At 47.4% G+C, this 21,607-nt stretch carries 16 protein-coding genes and 2 pseudogenes; 5 read left to right on the top strand and 13 right to left on the bottom strand.

Annotation, left to right across the window (positions count from 1 at the left end; all coding sequences use genetic code 11):
• Positions 1-19 precede the first annotated feature (19 nt).
• The gene (locus tag VYM24_RS03005) at positions 20-523 is read right to left on the bottom strand and encodes a helix-turn-helix domain-containing protein (protein ID WP_291551056.1); all 504 of its coding nucleotides are present in this window, start codon (positions 521-523) and stop codon (positions 20-22) included.
• A 488-nt stretch (positions 524-1,011) separates the two neighbouring features.
• Between VYM24_RS03005 and VYM24_RS03000 the strand changes: the two are divergent.
• Positions 1,012-1,188, top strand: a pseudogene (locus VYM24_RS03000) (Rpn family recombination-promoting nuclease/putative transposase); the annotation flags it as partial.
• Positions 1,189-1,199: 11 nt separating this feature from the next.
• Here VYM24_RS03000 and VYM24_RS02995 read toward each other — a convergent pair.
• On the bottom strand, positions 1,200-1,676 hold the full coding sequence (locus VYM24_RS02995; RefSeq protein ID WP_330941406.1) for a hypothetical protein: 477 nt from the start codon (positions 1,674-1,676) through the stop codon (positions 1,200-1,202).
• A gap of 146 nt (positions 1,677-1,822) precedes the next feature.
• Here VYM24_RS02995 and VYM24_RS25375 point away from each other — a divergent pair.
• The 4 genes and pseudogenes from VYM24_RS25375 to bamJ form a co-directional block, all read left to right on the top strand.
• Positions 1,823-1,948: pseudogene (locus tag VYM24_RS25375) on the top strand (ISAs1 family transposase); the annotation flags it as partial.
• Between the two features lie 352 nt (positions 1,949-2,300).
• Positions 2,301-2,693 carry a DUF4143 domain-containing protein gene (locus VYM24_RS02990; protein WP_330941405.1) on the top strand — a complete coding sequence of 131 codons (393 nt, stop codon included), beginning with the start codon at positions 2,301-2,303 and terminating at the stop codon, positions 2,691-2,693.
• 118 nt (positions 2,694-2,811) lie between these two features.
• Entirely contained in the window at positions 2,812-4,353 is a 1,542-nt protein-coding gene (locus tag VYM24_RS02985; protein WP_299091615.1) for a glycine--tRNA ligase, read from the top strand.
• A 21-nt stretch (positions 4,354-4,374) separates the two neighbouring features.
• On the top strand, positions 4,375-5,043 hold the full coding sequence (gene bamJ, locus VYM24_RS02980; RefSeq protein ID WP_330941404.1) for a BamJ family beta-barrel-assembly machinery protein: 669 nt from the start codon (positions 4,375-4,377) through the stop codon (positions 5,041-5,043).
• A 67-nt stretch (positions 5,044-5,110) separates the two neighbouring features.
• On the opposite strand, the gene VYM24_RS02975 is transcribed toward bamJ, so the two are convergent.
• The 11 genes from VYM24_RS02975 to VYM24_RS02925 form a co-directional block, all read right to left on the bottom strand.
• Positions 5,111-6,970: a serine hydrolase gene (locus VYM24_RS02975; protein ID WP_330941403.1), complete on the bottom strand. Its 1,860-nt coding sequence runs from the start codon at positions 6,968-6,970 to the stop codon at positions 5,111-5,113.
• Entirely contained in the window at positions 6,967-7,788 is an 822-nt protein-coding gene (gene murQ / locus VYM24_RS02970) for an N-acetylmuramic acid 6-phosphate etherase (RefSeq protein ID WP_291551068.1), read from the bottom strand. Before murQ ends, VYM24_RS02975 begins: the two co-directional genes overlap by 4 nt.
• Before the next feature lie 53 nt (positions 7,789-7,841).
• Positions 7,842-8,681, bottom strand: a complete 840-nt coding sequence (locus VYM24_RS02965; protein WP_299091603.1) for a BadF/BadG/BcrA/BcrD ATPase family protein — start codon at positions 8,679-8,681, stop codon at positions 7,842-7,844.
• A gap of 56 nt (positions 8,682-8,737) precedes the next feature.
• Positions 8,738-9,925: an acyltransferase family protein gene (locus tag VYM24_RS02960; protein WP_291551072.1), complete on the bottom strand. Its 1,188-nt coding sequence runs from the start codon at positions 9,923-9,925 to the stop codon at positions 8,738-8,740.
• A gap of 18 nt (positions 9,926-9,943) precedes the next feature.
• Positions 9,944-13,018, bottom strand: a complete 3,075-nt coding sequence (locus VYM24_RS02955) for an FAD-binding and (Fe-S)-binding domain-containing protein (protein ID WP_330941402.1) — start codon at positions 13,016-13,018, stop codon at positions 9,944-9,946.
• 182 nt (positions 13,019-13,200) lie between these two features.
• Positions 13,201-14,433: an exo-beta-N-acetylmuramidase NamZ family protein gene (locus VYM24_RS02950; protein WP_291551074.1), complete on the bottom strand. Its 1,233-nt coding sequence runs from the start codon at positions 14,431-14,433 to the stop codon at positions 13,201-13,203.
• Between the two features lie 58 nt (positions 14,434-14,491).
• On the bottom strand, positions 14,492-15,814 hold the full coding sequence (locus VYM24_RS02945; protein WP_299091590.1) for an MFS transporter: 1,323 nt from the start codon (positions 15,812-15,814) through the stop codon (positions 14,492-14,494).
• A gap of 24 nt (positions 15,815-15,838) precedes the next feature.
• Entirely contained in the window at positions 15,839-17,209 is a 1,371-nt protein-coding gene (locus tag VYM24_RS02940; RefSeq protein ID WP_299091586.1) for a SpoIID/LytB domain-containing protein, read from the bottom strand.
• A 16-nt stretch (positions 17,210-17,225) separates the two neighbouring features.
• A complete protein-coding gene (locus tag VYM24_RS02935; RefSeq protein WP_330941401.1) occupies positions 17,226-18,164 on the bottom strand; it encodes a DUF4922 domain-containing protein in 939 nt (312 codons plus the stop codon).
• Positions 18,165-18,166: 2 nt separating this feature from the next.
• Entirely contained in the window at positions 18,167-19,630 is a 1,464-nt protein-coding gene (locus tag VYM24_RS02930) for a glycosyltransferase family 2 protein (RefSeq protein WP_291551163.1), read from the bottom strand.
• A gap of 108 nt (positions 19,631-19,738) precedes the next feature.
• A complete protein-coding gene (locus tag VYM24_RS02925) occupies positions 19,739-21,598 on the bottom strand; it encodes an outer membrane protein assembly factor BamB family protein (RefSeq protein ID WP_299091577.1) in 1,860 nt (619 codons plus the stop codon).
• Between the last annotated feature and the right edge of the window lie 9 nt (positions 21,599-21,607).

Below are 21,607 nucleotides of genomic sequence, written 5' to 3'. Positions count from 1 at the left end.
AAATTTGATTAATTAATTACTAGATGGTTAATAAATTATCTATTTCCATATCTATTTTTTTTCTGATTTCTATGCTCATATAGTGTGCTCTGAAGTCCATTGGTGCTATATGCTCGTACTTCATGAAAGCGGCATAAAAAGAACTTCTGGAAGCAAAACCGCATCTTTTGGGTAGGGTTTTGAGGTCACAATGCTCCATCTTCAGCAATTCTTTGGCATATTCTATGCGATACTTATTTAATAAGGTTTTTAAATTACATTTAAAGAATATGTTTATTACTTTTGAAAGATAAGTCGTGTTAGTACACAATAAAAGACTGAATTTACTTAAATTAATCGTTGTGTCCAAGTAAATCATTTTATTCTCTATGCAGTATAAAATGTTCTCGTATATTTCTTTCATTCTGCAGGAAGCGTGAGTCTCCTCTTCTTTACCTGCATGAACTCTCCGTTCTGGGAGGATATCTTGGATGTCTCTCTCAAATAAGATTTTATCAGTGTTTTTTGTTAATAGCGTTTCCATCGTACGTTTTCTGTTGTTGACCCCACAAACTTATGTATTTATTTTATAAGAAAACCTCCTTTTGCGAAATATTCTTTAAATTAGTAGTAAAAAATTTAAAAAGCTGGACAAAGTAATGGTTTTCTGTTACGAAATTTAAAATGTATTTACTTTTTATTGGTTTTAGGACTGATATGTGATATTTGTTGCTTGAAAAAAAGAGAAAAAACAGGTTATTTGTTCTTGAAACTGGATATAATGACTTTTTGATGGATTATGTGGGAAAATCTCAGAACAAGGTTTTGATGTACAACAAAGAAAATGTTTCCCTGTCCCATTCCGTCGGATTTGCAATCATAAGTGGTCGAAAGATTTTATAATGAGGTTCAGTGACAGAACACCACATTTATAATAATTGTCGGGAAAGATTGCTGACTATCAAATCTATGCATTATTTTTGCATTAAAATTGTGCACAAAGAACTTGTTAAACTATAGAACTATAATCGCATGAGATACTTAGCCCCCAAGGCCGACCTGACGTTCAAGCGCGTCTTCGAGGAACACCCCGACCTTGTGAAGAGCCTGCTCAACGCACTGCTGCCGCTGGAGCCCGGTCAAGAAGTGGAAAAAATAGAATACCTCCCCGTGGAGCTTGTGCCGGACAACCCGCTGCGCAAATACAGCTCATTAAGCAATCAATGATTATTCTCATCAAGTAATGTACAAGTTACATATAACATATTCGTCTTATCAATCAGGAAGTGTAAGGAAACCGAAAAATCCGCTATTTCTCCTCTTACAAGAAATTGATGCTTTGTAGTATCTTGATAATCAGTGATAAACTCTCTTTTCATAAAAAGGATATTCGTACACATATATGACTTACCCTTACGCATGGGGAATGGGCGAGTGTCCCCAATCTGGATGGTGATGAAGCCTATGATGCGCAATGCAAAGCGGAAATGAATGCGCGCAATGTGCTGAGCTATGCACTGCCGATCACAGGAGCAAAAGGTATCCGGACAGTACCCGGAATGCACTTGCTCCGTACCAAGTCCGTGGTTTCTTCGCTCAGAGGTACTTCTGACCGAAGAACGTACGGAGCAAGTACGGCTCAGATACGTCTCGGGTACGGTGTTGTCTTTAGTTAATGGTGTCCCTTTTGAAGGCACCTTTGAACGTGTTTTTAAGAGTATTTTTCCGGATGAACTTGAACACTGCCTTCGTTCGTATGGACAATCCATCTTATCTGAACTATCGGAGAAACAAATAGTCATAGACGGTAAAAAACAACGTGACGTCTCCCCAATCACACGGGGTAACGGTGCTAAGAAAAATGGCTTTGCATATCATCTCAGAGCAGAAAGACAAGTTAAGTTTAAAGAAGAGGCTATATAAAGCGGCATTGGATATAGAATATCTGAAGAAAATATTGAAAATTTGATGCGGCTGCCCTGATAAAAACTAAGTTTAAACTGTTTATTAGTAATATGAAGATTTGAATATTACTAATACTTGGATTTGTTTATTAGCAATATATAAGCTACCTTTACTCTATAACAAATAAATAGACGTATGGTGATTTTCTGATATCAAAGAGGTTTATAATCAACAGCAGGAGTTCTTTAGGCATGATGAATCTCTTTCGCGCGAGTTATTGGCGACATTGCCTGTAGATAATACAAATCATGCTTTAGTGATTTCAGGGATACGTCAAAGTACGTTGATGCGGCAGCATGTAGGTTCAACTTGAAGAAGCTTATTTCATCAGTCGTATACCTAAGTTTTCATGGTCATTGAAAGCACAATATGTCAATCCTCTGAAAATATATTTCATTGATACAGCCCTTTCGCAAGCTGTTACCGTTTCCTTTACCGGAAATACGGGGCATATACTGGAAAATGTAGTTTATTGGGAGTTGCGCCGTCGTTATCGGCAACTTTATTATTTTAGTGAGAATAATAGTGAATGCGACTTTGTGGTATGTGAGAAGAATGTACCGATGCAGCTTATTCAGGTCTGTCTGGAGCTGCATCGGGAAAATGAATCACGTGAAGTGGGAGGATTGCGCGAAGCCATGCGTTTCTTTAAAATGGATAAGGGGATTCTCATAACTCTTAATCAGGAGGATAAAATTCGTACGGAAGAAGGTTGGATTGATGTTATTCCTGTGCGTCAGTTTGTGTAACAACGTGCAACGATAAGATAAATTAATACCCCGCCTGCCCGACTTATGATATAAATCCCTATCTTTGTGGCGCTTTTTAATAAGGAACAGGATTAAAATTAATAGATATAACAAAAAAATGGCACAAGAAGACGTTTTTAAGAAACTCGTATCACACTGTAAGGAATACGGTTTCGTATTCCCCTCCAGCGACATCTACGACGGATTGGGAGCAGTGTATGACTACGGTCAGATGGGTGTGGAACTGAAAAATAACATTAAACAATACTGGTGGCAGAGCATGGTGTTACTGCACGAAAACATTGTCGGTATCGACTCCGCTATCTTTATGCACCCCACCATCTGGAAGGCTTCCGGACACGTAGACGCATTCAATGACCCTTTGATTGACAACCGTGATTCCAAGAAACGTTATCGTGCTGATGTGCTGATTGAAGACCAACTTGCAAAGTACGACGATAAAATCAATAAAGAAGTTGCCAAAGCTGCCAAGCGTTTCGGAGAGGCTTTTGATGAAGCGCAGTTCCGTAGCACAAACGGCCGCGTGCTGGAACACCAGGCTAAACGCGACGCGTTGCACGAACGTTTTGCAAAGGCTCTGAATGATAATAACCTTGACGAGCTTCGCCAGATTATTCTGGATGAAGAAATCGTTTGCCCCATCAGCGGTACAAAGAACTGGACGGAAGTTCGTCAGTTCAACCTGATGTTCTCTACAGAGATGGGTTCTACTTCGGATGGTGCCATGAAGATTTACCTGCGTCCTGAAACAGCTCAGGGTATCTTTGTGAACTACCTGAATGTACAGAAGACCGGTCGCATGAAGATACCTTTCGGTATTGCACAGATTGGTAAGGCATTCCGTAACGAGATTGTTGCCCGTCAGTTCATTTTCCGTATGCGTGAGTTCGAACAGATGGAAATGCAGTTCTTCGTGAAGCCGGGTACTGAGCTGGAATGGTTCAAGAAATGGAAAGAAATCCGTTTGAAATGGCATAAGGCATTGGGATTCGGTGATGACCACTATCGTTATCATGATCATGATAAGTTGGCTCATTATGCGAATGCAGCTACAGATATCGAGTTCTTAATGCCGTTTGGCTTCAAGGAAGTGGAAGGTATCCATAGCCGTACGAATTTTGACTTGTCTCAGCATGAGAAGTTCTCAGGTAAGAATATTAAGTACTTCGATCCTGAGACAAATGAAAGTTATACTCCGTACGTTATCGAGACTTCTATCGGTGTGGACCGTATGTTCCTCAGTATCATGTCCGCTTCTTATTGCGAAGAACAACTGGAGAGTGGAGAAAGCCGCGTAGTACTGAGATTGCCTGCCGCACTTGCTCCTGTGAAATTGGCTGTAATGCCGTTGGTGAAGAAAGACGGTCTGCCTGAAAAGGCTCGTGAGATCATCGACTCATTGAAGTTCCATTTCCACTGCCAGTATGATGAAAAAGATAGTATTGGTAAACGTTACCGTCGTCAGGATGCCATTGGTACTCCGTACTGCGTGACTGTTGACCACCAAACTCTGGAAGATAACTGCGTGACGCTGCGTAATCGTGATACGATGCAACAGGAACGCGTGGCTATTGCTGAACTGAATAACATCATTGCAGACCGTGTTAGCATCACTTCATTGCTGAAGGGGTTGCAATAAGTAATACAATAAATTAATAGAATGAATAAAAGACTCTTAATATTTCTACCTTTCCTGTTACTCTTGGCAGGTGTATTTACTTCTTGTGAAGAAGTAGAGGAAGTAGGTAAGTATGATAACTGGCGAGAACGGAATGAAGCTTATATTGATTCATTGAATCTGATCATAGGTGGTCGGACTGATAGAATTATAGAAGGGGCGAAATATGAAGGTGATAACGGTGACTCTGTTAAGCTTAGCAAGATTCCTGTAGGTGAATTATTTGCTATTAAGGATAACTACAAGAGTACAACAGAGAATTCTTTGTATATTTATTGTAAGAAAATATCGCCAGATAATCCCGATGGGGAGCGTCCGCTTTATACGGAGTCAGTTACGACATACTATTATGGTACAATAATACTAGGGGATAGATTTGATGGTAATTTTGTTGGTTACAGCGCAATAGACCGGGGGGGACTGCTTTCTGAAGGCGAGGGCGCCAAGGTACCTACGGACTTCGATTCTCCATCTTCTTTTAGTGTGACAGGTGTCGTTTCTGGATGGACTACAGTATTGCAATATATGCATACGAAAGAACGCTGGATGTTGTATATCCCTTATCAATGTGGATATGGAGAAAGCGGATATGGCTCAATTCTTGGTTATTCAACTTTGACATTTGATATGCTGTTAGAGGCAGTAAAGTAGAGGCTCTTTATAAAATAGATAGAGAGGCTGCTCATTTATGGGCAGCCTCTTGTGTTTATAGAGGAGTCTACATCTTCTTTTTTAACGCTTTCACCCAAATTTTATATCCTTCTTCATTCAGGTGTAAGCCGTCACTGGTCAATTCTTTGCGAAGCACATTCGTACCTTTCTCTGTAAATAACGGGAAGAGATTGATGAATGTAATTTTGTGATCTTTAGCTAAGACTTCCAGTTGTGTATTGATTTCGGGAACCATGTCGGTTTTCCCGGTTAGTTTTTTGTAGTGTCCGAAACTCTCATCGAAAGGCAGGAGACTTTGCAGGTAGAGTTTCGTATCAGGCGATTCATGCTGAATACGCTCAACGGTCATGCGTATCATACTGACAATGCTGTCCGCAGTGAGGTCGTGTGAGATATCGTTGACACCGGCAAGGAGGAATAGTTTCTCTGGGTGTCCCGGAAGTATCTGGTGCAGGCGGTCGTAAATACCCATAACTTCGTCACCGATGATACCACGGTTACGGATATTTTTCTTGTTGAGGCGGGTGTTCCAGTTGCCGCCACCTTCTGTAAGGCTGTTGCCCACCATGACGATGTCTTTGGAGGTAATGGCAGGTTCATCCATGAATTGGAGGAAGCGCTTATAATAATGATCCGTATAAATACGTGGGGTGGGATAGATAGAAGCAGCAACAACATTGGCTATCAGAGAGCGCAGACGAACCATGCTGTGACCGTCTTCGGGATGCACGGCGTTGACGAGCAGGATGACCGAAGTATCGTTGTCCGGATCTATGATGATGGAAGTACCGGTGTATCCGGTGTGTCCGTAGGTATTCGGACCAAAATAATCTCCGTTATTGGAAGCGTAGGCGGTGAAATTATCCCATCCTAAAGTGCGTCCTAATGTTGCGGTGGCACGAGGGACGGTACGCATAGCTTTAACTCCCAATGGGCTGAGGATGCGGCGTCCGTTCCATTCTCCGCCGTTTTGCAGGGCGGCGCAGAGGATAGCTATGTCTTCGGCACAAGAGAATACGCCGGCATTGCCGGAAATACCGCCATTCATTACACGGGCGAGTGGATCGTGTACTTGTCCGCAGAGGACGCTCCCGTCAGATTGCTTCTCGGTAGGAGCGATGAGGCTGTGCCAGTCACCTTCGGTAGAGGTTGCCCAATGGGCATCTGCTGTATTGATCCATTTCCCATCCTTGTCGTGCTTGCAGGGGAGATAGTCGGTATGGGCCATACCTAATACATCAAATAGATTTTCGCGGGCGAAGTCACGTAAGGATTGTCTGCTGACGGTTTCGATGATGCGTTGCAGGGTGATGTAGTTAAGGCAACTGTATTGGAAGTCGGTCTGCGGCTTGAAGTCGCGGCGGCAGTTGGCTATGTACTCTATCATTCCGTCGGGGCTGGGGGAACCATATTGTTTTTCCAATTCACTGGTTGGGGCATAAGGGGGGAGACCGGAAGTGTGTGTCAACAGGTCGGCGATGCGGATGATTTTCTTATCTTTTCCGTCTTCGCTCACCCAGGGCTTAAAATCAGGTATGTAGAGGCTGACGGGATCCAGGAGGCGGAGCTTGCCACGTTCTGCCAGGATATGGGTACAGATGGCAGTGGACATGGGTTTACTGCATGAAGCCATATCGAAAATTGTGTTTACGGTCATAGGCTCGGTGTTAGGGTACACGCGCTTGTTGCCGTATGCTTTGAGGTAGGCCATCTTCCCGTTGCGTACTACAGCAAGTACGGCACCGGGAATGTCTTTATTGGCGATGGCGGTTTCTATCGCTTCGTCAGCGTACAACAAATGACGGGAATCCATGCCGACTTGTTCGGGGGCAACGCGTTGCAAGGATTGTGCATTGGCTTGCAAGGCAAGCAACACAAAGAAGAAAAAGGAAGGGAGGAGTTTCATAATGTTACCCCCCTGTAAGCATCTACTGCCTTTTTCACTGAACCATGCATTAGCAACAGTGCCTTTGCCTTTCCATAGTCCAATCCCAGTTCTTCTACGATCATGCGGGTGCCGCGGTCTACCAATTTCTGGTTACTCAGTTGCATGTTCACCATCTTATTACCTTTCACGCGGCCCAGTTGTATCATGACAGAAGTGGTAATCATGTTCAGTATCATTTTCTGTCCCGTACCCGATTTCATGCGTGAGCTTCCTGTTACATACTCCGGTCCTACAATCATTTCGATGGGAACATCTGCTTCGGCTGCCATCGGAGAGTCGGGGTTGCTGGTGATGCAGCCTGTAAGAATGCCGTGCTCGCGTGCTTGCTGCATGGCACCGATAACATAGGGAGTCGTGCCGGAAGCGGCAATGCCGATGACGGTATCTTTATCCGTAATATTACGTTCAACTAATTCTTCCCAACCGCGACGCATATCGTCCTCCGCATTTTCCACCGGATTACGCAAAGCTGTATCACCGCCTGCTATCAGTCCGATGACGAGCGTAGGAGGCATACCGAATGTTGGAGGAATTTCTGATGCATCCAGCACACCTAGGCGACCGCTGGTGCCTGCTCCCATATAAAAGATGCGTCCGCCTTGCTTCATGCGCGGAACGATTTGTGTTACCAGTTTCTCAATCTGTGGGATGGCTTTTTGAACAGCCAATGCCACTTTCCGGTCTTCTGTGTTGATGTCCTCCAATATTTCGTGGACAGATTTCTTTTCCAAGTCGTTGTAGAGCGAAGGTTGCTCTGATATCTTTACGAATGCCATGATGATGATGAGATTTATGATTTATAATTTATGATTTATGGGGGCTGGGATGATTAGCTATGGTAGCTAATCAGACCTTCCATGGGGCTCTGGAGGATGGTGCCTATTTGAACGCCCATTTCCTGTGCGGCCTCGGCAAGTACCTCCTTATAATGGAATGCTATGGAGCCGATGAAATGTACCTTGCTATGCTGATAATCGTATTGCATGACGTTCCTTTTCAGGAAAGCCTTGAAACTGTTCAGCACCAGCGTACGCACGCAAGGTTCGTCCAGATTCTGAGCGAGGAATGGAGACAGGCTTGCTAAGAAGCGGTTCGGAAATGGTTTACGGTATACGCGGTCGATGATGTCTGCCGGTTCCAGATTGAACTGCTTGAGGAACTTCTCTTTCAGTTCCGGAGTCATCTGGTTTTTCAGAATATCACCTACCAGCAACTTACCCAGGCAAGCACCGCTACCTTCGTCGCCAAGAATGAAACCCAGGGGAGAGACGTTGGCACCAATGTGTTTGCCGTCGTAGTAACACGAGTTGGAACCTGTGCCCATGATGCAGGCTATGCCCGGTTCGTGTCTGCAAAGTCCGCGAGCGGCGGCAAGCATGTCCGTATTTACTTCCACTTCGTCGCCCGAAACCTGAAGATGTCGGATAATGGCACGGTGTACCATGGCAATTTTGTCGGGGAAGCCACAGCCGGCACCATAAAAGTACACAGCGTCGAAGGCATGGGTCGTTAACTGGGGCAGCAGCGCTGTCGCAATTTCATTACTGATCTCCTCTTCCGACTGAAAGAAAGGGTTGGTACCTTTCGTAGAAATCTGCTGGATGAGTTTACCTTTCTCTACAACACACCAATCGGTTTTTGTAGAGCCACTGTCTGCTATTAATATCATATCGTTTTAAGTTTAATTATTTACTTGTTGTTTTAAGGAGTTAGAGGAGGTATCTCCTATATCTTGATATATATCTTCCGTTTATACAATTGATAGCCGATGCACCAGTTGATGGCTACAAAGAGCAGTGCGTAGGCCAGTGAACCGCTTGTCTCACCGAATATCGGCATAAGAACGATCTTGTATAAGAATCCGTGTATGCTGATGCTGCCATCACCCCAAGGGAAGCTGATGCTGCCGAGCAGGATACTTAGTACTCCACCCAGAACGTACATGAACAGGGGGTTGACACCGAAAGCCTCGAAGAAAGTACACCATTTCTTGTATCCTTTTACGTCGATGATCCAGATGAGCAGTGCCAGGAAACTGGAGGCCAGTCCGCAAGTGGTGAGAACGAAGGTGGGAGACCAGATTTTCTTGTTGATAGGACAACCGTAGCTCAGCAGGAAGCCTGCAAAAGTAAGAATGGCACCAACCAGGAATAATTTGATCAGGTGAGAGTTTAGTAACGCTTCGCGGCTCTCGGCTTTATTGCTGTCTAGCATCATGCGACCCACGCAGAAGCCCAGCAATACATGGGCAATGGATGGGATGGTGCTTAAAAGACCTTCGGGATCAATGCCGTTGTCCTTGTACATGTGTGCGGGGGTGAGGATGGCACGGTCCACTATGGAGAGGATATTGGTTTCGTTGTAAGCAAATCCGTTGCCACACATCAGCAGGATGAAGTAACCTACCAGTAATGTGGCAATGAGATAAGGGATATGACGGTGTTTCATGGTCAGCGCAATGATAGCGGTAGCACCGTAGCAAAGGGCCAGACGCTGCATGACACCCAGGATACGGATGCGGTCGAAAGTCCAGACGGATGCCCAGAGTTGTTCGCCGAAGCTGAGACCTTCATGGGAGCCTGCCCAGTAGTAACAGAATCTGGAGAACCAGCCGATGGCAAGTCCGATCAGGAAGATGATAATGGTACGCTTCAATATCTTTAGGGCGGCTGCATGGCTGAACTCGAAATTGTACTTCTTCAGGGAGATATAGGTAGAGATACCCATGATGAACATGAAGAAGGGGAAGACGAGGTCGGTGGGGGTGAGGCCATTCCACTCGGCGTGGCGCAGAGGGGCATATATATGTCCCCAAGTGCCGGGGTTGTTCACCATAATCATGCCCGCAATGGTGACACCGCGAAGGATGTCGAGGGCAAGAATGCGCTTGTTTGTCTTAGTCTGACTGTTCATTGTAATAAGTGTGTTAAGTTATTTATTCAATTGACAATTGACAGTTGATAATTGACAATTGGCTGCGCTGTCATGCTGCGTGGCATTGTCAATTCCTTTTGTGCATTGGTCTACGAGATAGGCGATAGAGACGTAGGGGATACCTGAGTTGGTAGTCAGTCCTATTTCGCAAGTACGACTGTTGGAGTAGCCGATGGTGATGCCGGATGCTTCTATCTGCGGACGGAGTTTGCGCAAGGCATAGGAGTTCAGTTCGGGATAGGTGAATCCGCGGTCGCCGGCAAAACCACAGCAGCCTACTTCTTCGGGTACGAAGACATGCGTAGAACAGAGTTTTGCCAGGGAGACAATTGTATCTGCCAGCCCCATTCGGCGCATGGAGCAGGTGATGTGTACTGCTACAGGGCGGTCGGTCTGCGTGAAGACCAGTTTGTCTCGCAGGAAAGTGTAGATGAATTCTGCGGGTTCGTAGAGTTTCATCTTTTGAATGGTTTCGCGCATGCGGTGCAGGCAGGGGCTTTGATCGCAGAGGACAGGGTATTTGCCTTGTTCGCTGGCTTCCCAAAGGGCGGCTTCGAGTTCGGCGGCTTTGCGGTCGGCAATGTCGAGCATACCTTTACTTTCCCAGATGGTGCCGCAGCAGAGCTTATCCATGTCCTTGGGGAAGATGACTTCGTAGCCGCCTTTTTGAAGGAGGGAGATCATCTTGTTTATCAAAGGTTGCTCCACAGGGGATTTCTTCGGGAGGCCCATGGTTTGGTTGATGCAGCTGGGGAAATAGACTACTTTCAATTGACAATTGACAGTTGACAATTGACAATTGGTTGCGCTATGTTGGGCTGTGCTGTTGGACTCTGCGCTATCATGCTGCATAGAATTGTCAATTGTCAGTTGTGAATTGTCAATTGGAAGTGGCATGGCAGGCGTCCACAAAGGTACGCCCAATACATTGTGCATTCCTTTCGTAATGCTGCTCATGGCTTTGGTTCCCAATACGGAGTGTCCGAAGTTGGCTAATGATAAAACGGGGCGCAGGCTACTCTTGACCCCGGCGAAGTGATTGGCTACGAAATTTCCTGCTTTATATCCGAGGCTACCTTTCGGCAGTGCTTCCTGGCGGATGATATGGGTCAGGTCTCCTGTATTGATATTCATCGGGCAAGACATGGAGCACAGTCCGTCTCCTGCGCAAGTTTGATTACCCGGGTAGCGGTATTGTTTTTCGAGTAGAGACAGACGTTCCGGGTCTGTACCGCTTTGTTTCAGACGTGATATTTCCCGTTGCAGTACAATGCGCTGGCGCGAAGAAAGGGTAAAGCCGCACGACAGGCAGTTCACTTCGCAGAAACCACATTCGATGCACTTGTTTAATTGACAATTGACAGTTGACAGTTGACAATTGGCTGCGCTGTGTTGCGTTACGCTATCATGCTGCATAGAACTGTCAATTGTCAATTGTGAATTGTCAATTGATAACAGCGTTAGCTGTTTCAGGTTTTTGATGTGGCATTGCGGGTCATCATTGAAGATAACTCCCGGATTGAGCAGCCCTTTCGGGTCGAACAACTGCTTGACTGCCTTCATGGCTTCAAAAGCTGCCTCTCCCCATTCATATTTCACGAAGGGGGCCATGTTACGTCCGGTGCCATGTTCGGCTTTCAGCGAACCGTCGTATTTATCGACTACCAGAGTCTTTACGTCATTCATCAGGTCCTCGTAACGCTTTACTTCGGCGTCGCTACTGAAGGATTGGTTTAGGATAAAGTGGTAGTTGCCTTCCAGAGCATGACCGTAGATGCAGGCATCATCGTAGCCGTGGCGGGCGATGAGCTGTTGCAGGTCTGCAGTGGCTTCGGGCAGGTCTTTGATGTGGAAAGCTACATCCTCGATGAGGCAGGTAGTGCCGGGTTGGCGTGTACCGCCTACGGATGGGAATATACCTGAGCGGATAGCCCAATACTTGGAATATTCTTCCGGCCGGTCAGTGAAGTGCACGGGGATGTAGGTGCTGAAAGGTTTCAGACATTCCTCAATTATTGAGATGTTCTGTTCCAGTTCCTCGCGGGTGCGGGCTTTGGTCTCGGTCAGCACAGCGGTGAGGCCGGAGGCATCGGAGACTTCCTGCTTATACCTTATATATATAGGGTCTTCTACCGAAGATAGGCTCTTGTAGTCCAGCAGTTCGGCGCCCTTCACAATAAATGAAGAATTAAGCTCCTTCATCGCCACCACTGCCCGGCAAGCATCCTTGATGCTGGTAAAATAGAGCATGGCGCTTGCCTTGTGCGGATAGTCGTACTCGGTGCGCATGGTGACTTGCGAAAGGAACGCGAGCGTGCCTTCCGAGCCTACCATCAGATGGGCGATAATATCGAACGGGTCGTCGAAGCGGACGAATGGCAGGAGGTTCAGTCCGGTTACGTTCTTGATGGAGTATTTGTAGCGGATGCGTGCGGCGAGTTCTTCGTTGGCACGTATCCGGTCGCGCAGTTCGCGGATGCGGTTAAGGAAATCAGGGTGGGTGACTTCGAAGGCGGCGCGCGAAATGTCGTCCCCTGTATCCAGTACGGTACCGTCCGCCAATACGATGCGGGCGGAGAGAAGTACCTTGTCACTATTGGCATGTGTGCCGCAATTCATGCCCGAGGCGTTGTTCATGACGATGCCGCCTACCATGGCCGATTTCACGCTTGCCGGGTCCGGAGCAAACTTACGTCCGTAGGGCGCGAGAATCTCGTTGACCCGCTGGCCGATGATGCCCGGTTGCAAGGTGATCTGTTCATGATCGGGAGAAATGCAGTACTTCTCCCAGTGCTTTCCGGCTACTATCAGGATAGAGTCGCTAATGGCTTGACCGGACAAACTGGTTCCTGCGGCACGAAACGTCACCGGCAGACCGTAACGGTCGGCAAGTTTCAACAGGTTGGAGATTTCCTCTTCGCTGCCCGAACGAATCACGATTTGTGGGATAAGACGGTAGAAACCCGCATCTGTTCCCCATGCCAACCGGCGCAGTTCGTCGGTGTATATCCTATCTTGCGGAATAAGTTCCCTTATTTCCCGCAAAAACGAAGTGTAGATACTTTTTACCATAGTGCTTTCGCCTTTCTTTTCCTATCATTCTTTTCCTCTTTTGCCTGTACCCCTGTCAGGGTGTGCTGTGGGGCTACTCTGATGTCGCCCCGATGTCACCTGTGGTGAGATGCGTATCTCACCACTCATGACATACGCATGTCTTTATGGCCTCTTCGGGTGTAAGAAGCGTTTACTATTCCCTACTTGTACAGGTAGTACTTCTTCGACAACCGGCGGAAGTCGTCAGCATCCTTATACCAATAGTCGCGCACATCTTCCCACCGGTTGCGCTGTGAGAACCGCTTGCGTATCTCTTCCGAGCCGCTTACCATGTCGAACATGCGGAAACGTCCCTTGTCGGCATGCTCAAATACGGCACGGTCGGGATAGAGCGCTGCGATTTCCTGCATCACCAGGAATTGGATGTCGCTCAGCGGGGCTTTCTGCACATCCATGATGTGTACCTGTACGCCTTGCAGCAATTCGCCCTTACCTACGGAATAGAAGGGTTTCAGATACATCGGCCTGAACTTAACACCCGGCACGTTCAATGCGTTCAGACGTTCCGCCAGTTTTTCTGCTTCTACCCATTGTGCGGCAAACATCTGGAACGGTATCGTATAGCCTACTCCGATGGATATGTATCCCAGTTCACCCAGAATGCCGCTTACGGGATAGAATATAGCCGAGTGCGGATGGGGAATATGCGGAGAAGAGGGTACCCATTGTAACCCCGTCTGTACATAGTCCATCTTGCGTTTCCAGCCTTTCATCTTCACAACGTGCAGGTTGCACGGTGCCGCCATCATCCGTTCTCCGTTCAGCATCAGTGCCAGCTCACCGCAAGTGAGCCCGTAAAGGTACGGAATCTTGAACTGACTGACAAAGGAAATGCAATCATCTTCTACCAGATTGCCTTCTATCTTGAGTCCGCCTACCGGGTTGGGGCGGTCCAATACGATAAATTCTTTACCGTTTTCGGCCGCTGCTTCCATAGCCAGCCCCATTGTACTGATATAGGTGAATGAGCGGCAACCGATGTCCTGGATATCGTAGACCAATACGTCAATGTCTTTCAGCATCTCCGGCGTAGCCTTGCGGGTTTTGCCGTAAAGGGAACGGACGGGCAGTCCGGTGCTGGCATCGCGGATGTCCGTCACGTGGTCGCCGGCATGCACGTCACCGCGAACCCCGTGCTCCGGGCCGAAGAGGGCGACCAGATTCACATTCGGTGCTTCGTGCAGAATGTCAATGGTGGATTTCATCTGATTATCCACTCCGGTGGGGTTGGTAATCAGACCTACACGTTTACCTTCCAGGCACTTGAAGTTCTGGTCTTTCAGGACTTCGATGCCTGTCTTTATCCGAATCTTTTGTGCCTGCGATGCACCACAGAGCACGCAGAGGACACAGAGGAGAATATACTTCTTCATAATCATTATTGGTTGTTGGAGGAGTTATGGGAGTTAACGCCTAATTTATATTTTAATATCACTTCTTCCCGTATGTTGGGTCAATCTTCCTGTCGGCAAACACCGTGACCACAATAGTGGCGGCACAGCAGAGTATTACGATCCAGAAGAAATTGACGTAACCGACCGCTTCCTGAAGGTAACCTGCGAACATGCCCGGAATCATCATGCTCAGTGCCATGAAAGCGGTACAGATGGCGTAGTGCGACGTCTTGAACTCTCCTTCGGAGAAGTACATCATATAAAGCATATAGGCCGTGAATCCGAATCCGTAGCCGAACTGCTCGATGGCGATGGCCGTTGAGATGGCAAACAGGTTATCGGGCTGGCCGATGGCGAGATAGACGAAGGTCAGACAGGGAAGTGTCATGCACGCCGCCATCCACCAGATGGATTTCTTCAGTCCGATGCGCGATGCGAATAATCCGCCCAGGATACCGCCTACGGTGAGGAATATTACTCCGATAGTGCCATATACAATACCTACTTCTGCCGTGGAAAGTTCCAGGCCTCCTGCCTCTTTAGAAGCTACCAGGAAAGGCATGCACATCTTGATGAGGAATGCTTCGGGAAGACGATAAAGCAGCATGAACGCGATGGCCAGCCATACGCCGGGTTTGGTGAAGTAAGTGGCGAACGTGCGTCCGAACTCTTGGAATATGGCTTTTGCATTGGCTGTTCCCGGTGTCAGTACAGACTTGTCGGAGGTAGGCTTGGGTATGGTAAAGAGGTGGTAGAAAGTCACCAGACTGAACATGACGGCTGTTACCAGCATTGTGATGGTCCATGACAGTGGAATGTCTTTGTACCTCAGCTCGATGGCGCCGGCTATGGCTACGAGTACTCCTTGTCCGAAGATGGATGCAAGGCGGTAGAAGGTGCTTCGGATGCCGACGAATGCTGCCTGGTCGCTTTGCTTCAATGCCAGCATATAGAAGCCGTCGGCGGCAATATCGTGCGTGGCCGAGGCGAACGCTGTAATGATAAACAGAATCAGCGTGATGGTGAACATGCTGATGGGAGTTGTTCCGGCAGCTATCGTCGCTTCATCCGGTTTCGGAATGGACAGTGTCAACAGAATGAATGCTATCGACATCAGGATTTGCATGGAGATGATCCACCATCGTTTGGTCTTGATGATGTCGATGAACGGGCTCCAGAAGGGCTTGATGGTCCAGGGCAGATACAGCAAACTCGTAAACAAAGCCATCTCTCCATTGGGAACACCCATCTTGGCAAACATTAGTACCGAGATGTTGTTGACTATGAAGTAGGGGATGCCTTGTGCAAAGTATAAGGTAGGTACCCATGCCCACGGTGATATTCTTTTTGTACTGTTCATGATATTGTTTATTGTTTTGTTAGATTAGTCATATAGCTTCTCGATACTTGCGCCTATGTAATAGTGCAACAGTATCGCGTCATACTTATAGCCTTGCTCGCCCATAACGGCGGCGCCGATCTGGCATAGTCCTACACCGTGTCCCCAGCCCGCTCCGGTGAGGATGAAACGGGCGGGGATACCTTCGGGAGAGATGTCTTCCTTATCTACTACGAATGCGGAACTGTACAGGTGGGAAGTGGACAGCGTGTGACGTATTTCCAGCTCTTTACCAATGGTGAGCGTCTTCTTGGTTCCTACGATTTTCAGTTTCCAGAGGCGACCTGAAGTTCCACGGGCGATAGGAACAAGATCAATGATTTGCCCGTAATCGATGCCCGAACGTTTCAGGATCAGTGCGGAAAGCTCTTCCTGGGTGTAAACTACTTTCCAGCGATAGAAGTCGGTGGTTTCCTGGTCGTAATTGTTCAGCACCTGCGAAAGGATTCTCTTATTTGTGGTGTTACAGAAGGCCGGTGGAGAGGTACGAATCCATGTTTCCGCTTCCTGTTCATCCGTCAGGTCGGGAAGGGGTGAATCAGCTATAAGTGACGAGCTACCAGCTTCCCCTCTCCAGTCGCGTTGTTTCCGGAGATACGGATGGGGCGTATCTTCCCAGCAATATTGGAATTCTTCGAATGCACCGCCGCAGCATTTGGAGAAACGGGCATCGCATATCTTACCGTCAGATGTCAATACTTGTCCGCGGGTGGCAGCGATGGCTTGCTTTACAATTTCAGTGGAGGCACGGGTAATGCCTTGATAACGCTGGCAATGATCGTCTGCACAGACGTCGAAACGGGTGTGGTCTTCGCGGTCGTACCACTTCAATTGACAATTGACAGTTGACAATTGACAATTGGCTGCGCTATTGGGTGCTGCGCTGTCATGCTGCATAGAATTGTCAATTGTGAATTGTGAATTGTCAATTGCAAGGAGCCAGCTTCGTGAAATCACGGCATGTGCCTCCAACAGCTCTAATGAAGCCGTTGCGCTCATCTCACTGGAGATTACGCTGGTCAGGTAATCTTCTACGTGAATGACATTGATAGCTGTCAGCTTCTGGTTCTCCACAATAATCTTCAGGGAACCCAGGAAGCGCTGGTCTTCTTTACGCTCCCAGTGGAAGTTGATGCCGATGGTGACGTCGAGCAGTTCGAAAGCGTCGGTGGCTTCGTTTACGGGTTCAAATAGAAGCTCGTCATAAAGGCGTCCGTTCCACAGTATCCTGTCTTCGTTGTAGGTCACAACCTGCTTACCACTGATTTCCATACCGTTGATGTGGTACGGATTCAGCAGGATAAACTCTATTTGCGGTTCGAACAATATGCCTACGTGTACTTTGGGCTCTTTCATATTATCTTATTAATTACTATCTTAATATCTTCTCTTTAATACGCTGACGCACCCGATGGAAGTCTTCGGCAGAAAGCGATACCTCACTCAGGATCTGGGCTATATCTTCAGCTGTGATCTTGAGAAAGTCTTTTTCGACCGGTGTGATAAACACTCCGCCGAGGTCTACGGATGCGGGACTACTCAATAAATTGGCATCTCCTTCGGCTGTATAGCAAGCCGGACGATGCTTCTCACGTGGAAATACGCATACGATCCATTTCTCATCTTCATACCATGCCAATACATTCATCATCGGTTCGTCATCTCCTGGTTTGATGTCCAGTGAGTGGTAAATGATATCGAACAGGGCGGCGGCATGTTTCTTATTGGTTGCTTCGATGACCAGCGTTGCACGGGGAGCGTCATTCAGGTACCAGAGGGTAGCTTCACCGTAATCTGCCACTTTGCCTGCTATCTGTCCGCGCCAGTCCTTCTCAATAGGCATGAAACCTTTGTTGCCTGCCTGGAAGTGAGCATGGTCGGGGGCGGAGGCACCGCACTTGGGACCATTATAGAATATCGTGTAATCCGTTAACGTCTGTGCCAATGCCAGCATATCCTTAAAACGGACGGCTATGCGCTGGTTCACGTGTGTCACTTCCGGTATCGTCAGGTGGCGGGGAAAGATAGGGAACGGATTGACCAGGATATTATAATGTCCTTCGAACGGAATCCCTTTCTGCACCGGCGGCAAGTTGGCCGGGCAGAGGAAACATTTGCGTTCCTTGATGGACCGGGCATCTACTTTAGCTCCCGAAGAGACGATACGTGCGGGATTGAACTGTACCTTATAAGGAATGCCGTTTACATCCAGTTCCTTCACCTGCACACCGCTGAGGGCAGCGTAGTTGTTACGTGCCGTTTCCCAGGAGGCAAGTTGCTCGATGAGTAGATTGTTTATGGTTTGGTTCATAGTTATCCTTTTTTATTCATGGCCACACGTGCCTGGAGCTCCCAGGTACGGATGCGGTCTTTATACAGATTATGACCATTCATTTTCACGATATCCAGTGAAGCATCCGAGTTGTCGTCCCAGCGGCGGCACAGGTAAACTACGTCATACACACGGCCGATCTGGTATTGGCGGGAGAAGTTCAATCCCAGTGCATAGTCTTCACCATAGCTGGTGTTCGGAACTTTCACTTCACGCAGTACCGGAGTATAGAAAGCACGCGGAGCGCCCAGACCGTTGATACGGAGTGCGTTGTTGCGTCCGTTCTCGGGTGTCCATTCTTTGTGGTCGATAATACCCGGAGCAATCATGTTCATATTGAAGTCTGTCATCATATAGGTACCTACCACCATGGCGCAATTCTGTTCATAGAAAGCGCGAACCATGATAGTCAGTGTATTTTCATCCTTGTATACATCGTCGCTGTCCAGTTGTACGGCGAACTTACCGCACTTGGGATGATGCACCCCCATATTCCAGCAACCGCCAATACCTAGGTCATTGCGTTCGGGGATGATATGGATGAGGCGTTCGTCGTTCTTGAATTCGTCAATAGCTTCTGTGGTCCCGTCCGTAGAGTGGTTGTCGATGATAATCAGGTTGAACTTAAAGTCGGTCTTCTGCTTCAATACCGAATGGATGGCATCGCGGATGGTACGGATACGATTGCGTACGGGGATGATAACCGAAGCTTCATATTCGAAGTTTCCCGCTGAGAATTCTATCTGTTTGAATTCAGGTACCAGATAGCCGCCGATTTCTTTCAGATGCGCGGTACAAGCCTGTTCCATTTCAATCTGGCGGTCGCGGTTTCTGGGATCCACGTAATCGAATATCTTCTCGCCGCTCTTGCGGGTATCATCTTCGATTTCGCTGTACAGATACTCATTGATGTGTACCAGGCTTTCGTTCTGGCTTACTTTCAGGCGAAGGTCATAAAGCCCGGCAAATTTATATTCGTCTTCATTCATGCGGGCGGCGGCTTCCTTGAATGCATCCGTACGGAATAACAGTACGGAACCGAAGTCGAAATCATCGCGCAATGAGCCGAATTGATAATCGATCACCGGGGCATTGGTTTGCTTGCCTTCCTTTACCTGGTAGCGGTCAGCATATACCATGCCTGCACCGCTGTCTTCAGCAATGTGTATCATACGCTCCAGGGCGAATAAACCCAGTTCGAGTGTCGTATATTTTGTATAGATCAGCGTATATTCTGCATCGCTATGTCCGGCTATGTCTCTTATGGCCGCACTGGACTGGATGGATTGCATGTGCAGGGTACTGCATCCGGGCAGGTTTTCTGTAACGTCCGGTAGGGCGAGCAGATAAATGTTATTCACTAAGCCGGTTTCTTGCAGGCCTTTTACTGTCTTTTCCGCTTGTGCAGCTCCCGCAAAGGGAATAAAACAATTGACAATTGACAATTGACAATTGACAATTGGGGATTTGGGATTGGCTGTAGTATTTTCTACCTTTTTGTTTTCCATATTCTATCTTTTGTTTTTAATGTTTTCTATTCTATCAAATAACTGTCAATTGTCAATTGCCAAAAGTCCCACTTCGCCACTGGTAGCTGTGAACAATACCTGTCGCCCGTTCAGCGGCACTACGGTACTGATCAGCGAGTTACCTATCTTATGTTTCCACAAGACTTTACCGGTTTGGGCTTCCAAAGCAAAGATCAGTCCTTCCTTGGTACTGCCGAACATTACGCTTCCCTTTTCCACTTGCATGGAGGGTGCATGTTCGTATCCGAAGCCGACGTTGCTTGCCCATAATTCGCGGGGTTGATCTCCTTGTGTGGCATAGCAGACAATACTGTCGTTCATGGTCTTGCTGAATACACGCGTTCCATCTTCCGACAGGCCAATCGTTTCACGTACCATAGACTGGAAAGTGCGCCACACTGTTTCTCCGTTTTCTATATTGATAGCCGTCATGGCCCGTTGCGGGTCAGTGATAAATACTTTGCCTTCTGCGGCTACCGGCCATACGGCTGCGGGTGAGAAGTGCATGCGCGTTAAACCGCCTGTCCACTTCCATAATTCCTTGCCGTCTGCCTTATTCAATGCATAGAGGGTATTGTCCCAGGCACCGAAGATCACTTTGTCGGCTGTTACCAGTGGCTTGGTTTCAATGTATCCTTTCACACCGGTATATGCCCAGACGACTTTGCCTGTATGGATATCAATAGCACGGAAAGTAGAATCGCTGGCACCAATGTAGGCAATTCCATTTTCAATGGTTACCGCACCCAGTACCGGGTCTTTTGCTTTTACAGTCCATAGCAGTTTTCCGTCTTTACTGTTCAGACCGTAGATGTTACGGTCGGCAGAACCGAATACTACTATACCATCTGCCGCAGCCGGAGTGCCTACAATGCGCTTACCGGACTGGAAATTCCACAGTTTCTTTCCATTCTTCAAGGCATAGCAAGTAAGGTACCCCATATCGTCTCCGACGAACACCTTGTCTTTTTCTACTGTAGGCGAACAATAGATGCCTGCACCGGTTTGCACTACCCACTGTTCTTTCACATTCGGGTATTCTGTGTTGACTGAAAAGTCGGGGTATTTCTCTGCTTTTCCATTACGATCATAATAGGGCTGAATCAGCGAGAAAGCAGCCCATTGCTTTTTCGGTTCGCCAATGCGTTGAGTGTAGACGAGGATCGAATCTTTCGTTATATCATAGATGCCATATCCCGGTTTTCCATCTTTATCACGCAGGTTGCTGCGCATCAAAATACCCGGAATGCCATCATAACGCAAATCCCGGTTACGGTGATAGTGCCCGCCGATGAACAAACGAATGTTATAGGGGCGCACTGCATCTGTTACTTCATACCAGTTATCAACATCTCCGTCCAGTAACGGATAGTGTGTGACGAGTATAACCGGTTTGTCTTTTCCAAACTTATCCATTTCTTCCGTCATCCAGCGGATGTCCTGCGGAACGACATGTCCGTAAGCCATACGCATCAACGGTCCGGAGTTGAAACCCAGAAACAGGATGCCTTTATGCTCGAATTCAAAGCGTTCGCCGCCGAAAATCTCACCGAAGGCAGTACAACCGGAGTCGCTCCATTTGGTTTCATGGTTGCCGAGGACCATGTAATACTTCGCTTTCAGTAAATCCAATGTCTCTTTTACTTTCAGCATGGTGGCACGGTCTCCCTCTTCGGTGATGTCGCCTGTAACCAAAACAAAGTCGATACTGTCTGTCGCATTTATTTGCGCGACGGAACGTAGTAAGTCTTCCGTCGGGTTGGGGTTGTTGGGGCTGAAATGGATGTCCGTAATTTGCGCAAAACGGAATGTGCCATGTTGTGCCTGTACCGCAAACGGTAGCAGGCACCCCAACAGGAACATTATTAAAAGTCTTCGCTTCATAGATGATGA

The organism is Bacteroides sp. MSB163, from assembly GCF_036416795.1.
In the GTDB taxonomy this organism is placed as follows: Bacteria; Bacteroidota; Bacteroidia; order Bacteroidales; family Bacteroidaceae; genus Bacteroides; species Bacteroides maternus.
Note: the sequence above shows the minus strand (reverse complement) of the source record. Positions and strands in the feature narration are given on the sequence as shown.

Bases quoted from the DNA above. Each gene is read 5' to 3' on its own strand.
- VYM24_RS03005 (WP_291551056.1), bottom strand. From the start codon at position 523: ATGGAAACGCTATTAACAAAAAACACTGATAAAATCTTATTTGAGAGA.
- VYM24_RS02985 (WP_299091615.1), top strand. From the start codon at position 2,812: ATGGCACAAGAAGACGTTTTTAAGAAACTCGTATCACACTGTAAGGAA.
- bamJ (WP_330941404.1), top strand. From the start codon at position 4,375: ATGAATAAAAGACTCTTAATATTTCTACCTTTCCTGTTACTCTTGGCA.
- VYM24_RS02975 (WP_330941403.1), bottom strand. From the start codon at position 6,970: ATGAAACTCCTCCCTTCCTTTTTCTTCTTTGTGTTGCTTGCCTTGCAA.
- murQ (WP_291551068.1), bottom strand. From the start codon at position 7,788: ATGGCATTCGTAAAGATATCAGAGCAACCTTCGCTCTACAACGACTTG.
- VYM24_RS02965 (WP_299091603.1), bottom strand. From the start codon at position 8,681: ATGATATTAATAGCAGACAGTGGCTCTACAAAAACCGATTGGTGTGTT.
- VYM24_RS02960 (WP_291551072.1), bottom strand. From the start codon at position 9,925: ATGAACAGTCAGACTAAGACAAACAAGCGCATTCTTGCCCTCGACATC.
- VYM24_RS02955 (WP_330941402.1), bottom strand. From the start codon at position 13,018: ATGGTAAAAAGTATCTACACTTCGTTTTTGCGGGAAATAAGGGAACTT.
- VYM24_RS02950 (WP_291551074.1), bottom strand. From the start codon at position 14,433: ATGAAGAAGTATATTCTCCTCTGTGTCCTCTGCGTGCTCTGTGGTGCA.
- VYM24_RS02945 (WP_299091590.1), bottom strand. From the start codon at position 15,814: ATGAACAGTACAAAAAGAATATCACCGTGGGCATGGGTACCTACCTTA.
- VYM24_RS02940 (WP_299091586.1), bottom strand. From the start codon at position 17,209: ATGAAAGAGCCCAAAGTACACGTAGGCATATTGTTCGAACCGCAAATA.
- VYM24_RS02935 (WP_330941401.1), bottom strand. From the start codon at position 18,164: ATGAACCAAACCATAAACAATCTACTCATCGAGCAACTTGCCTCCTGG.
- VYM24_RS02925 (WP_299091577.1), bottom strand. From the start codon at position 21,598: ATGAAGCGAAGACTTTTAATAATGTTCCTGTTGGGGTGCCTGCTACCG.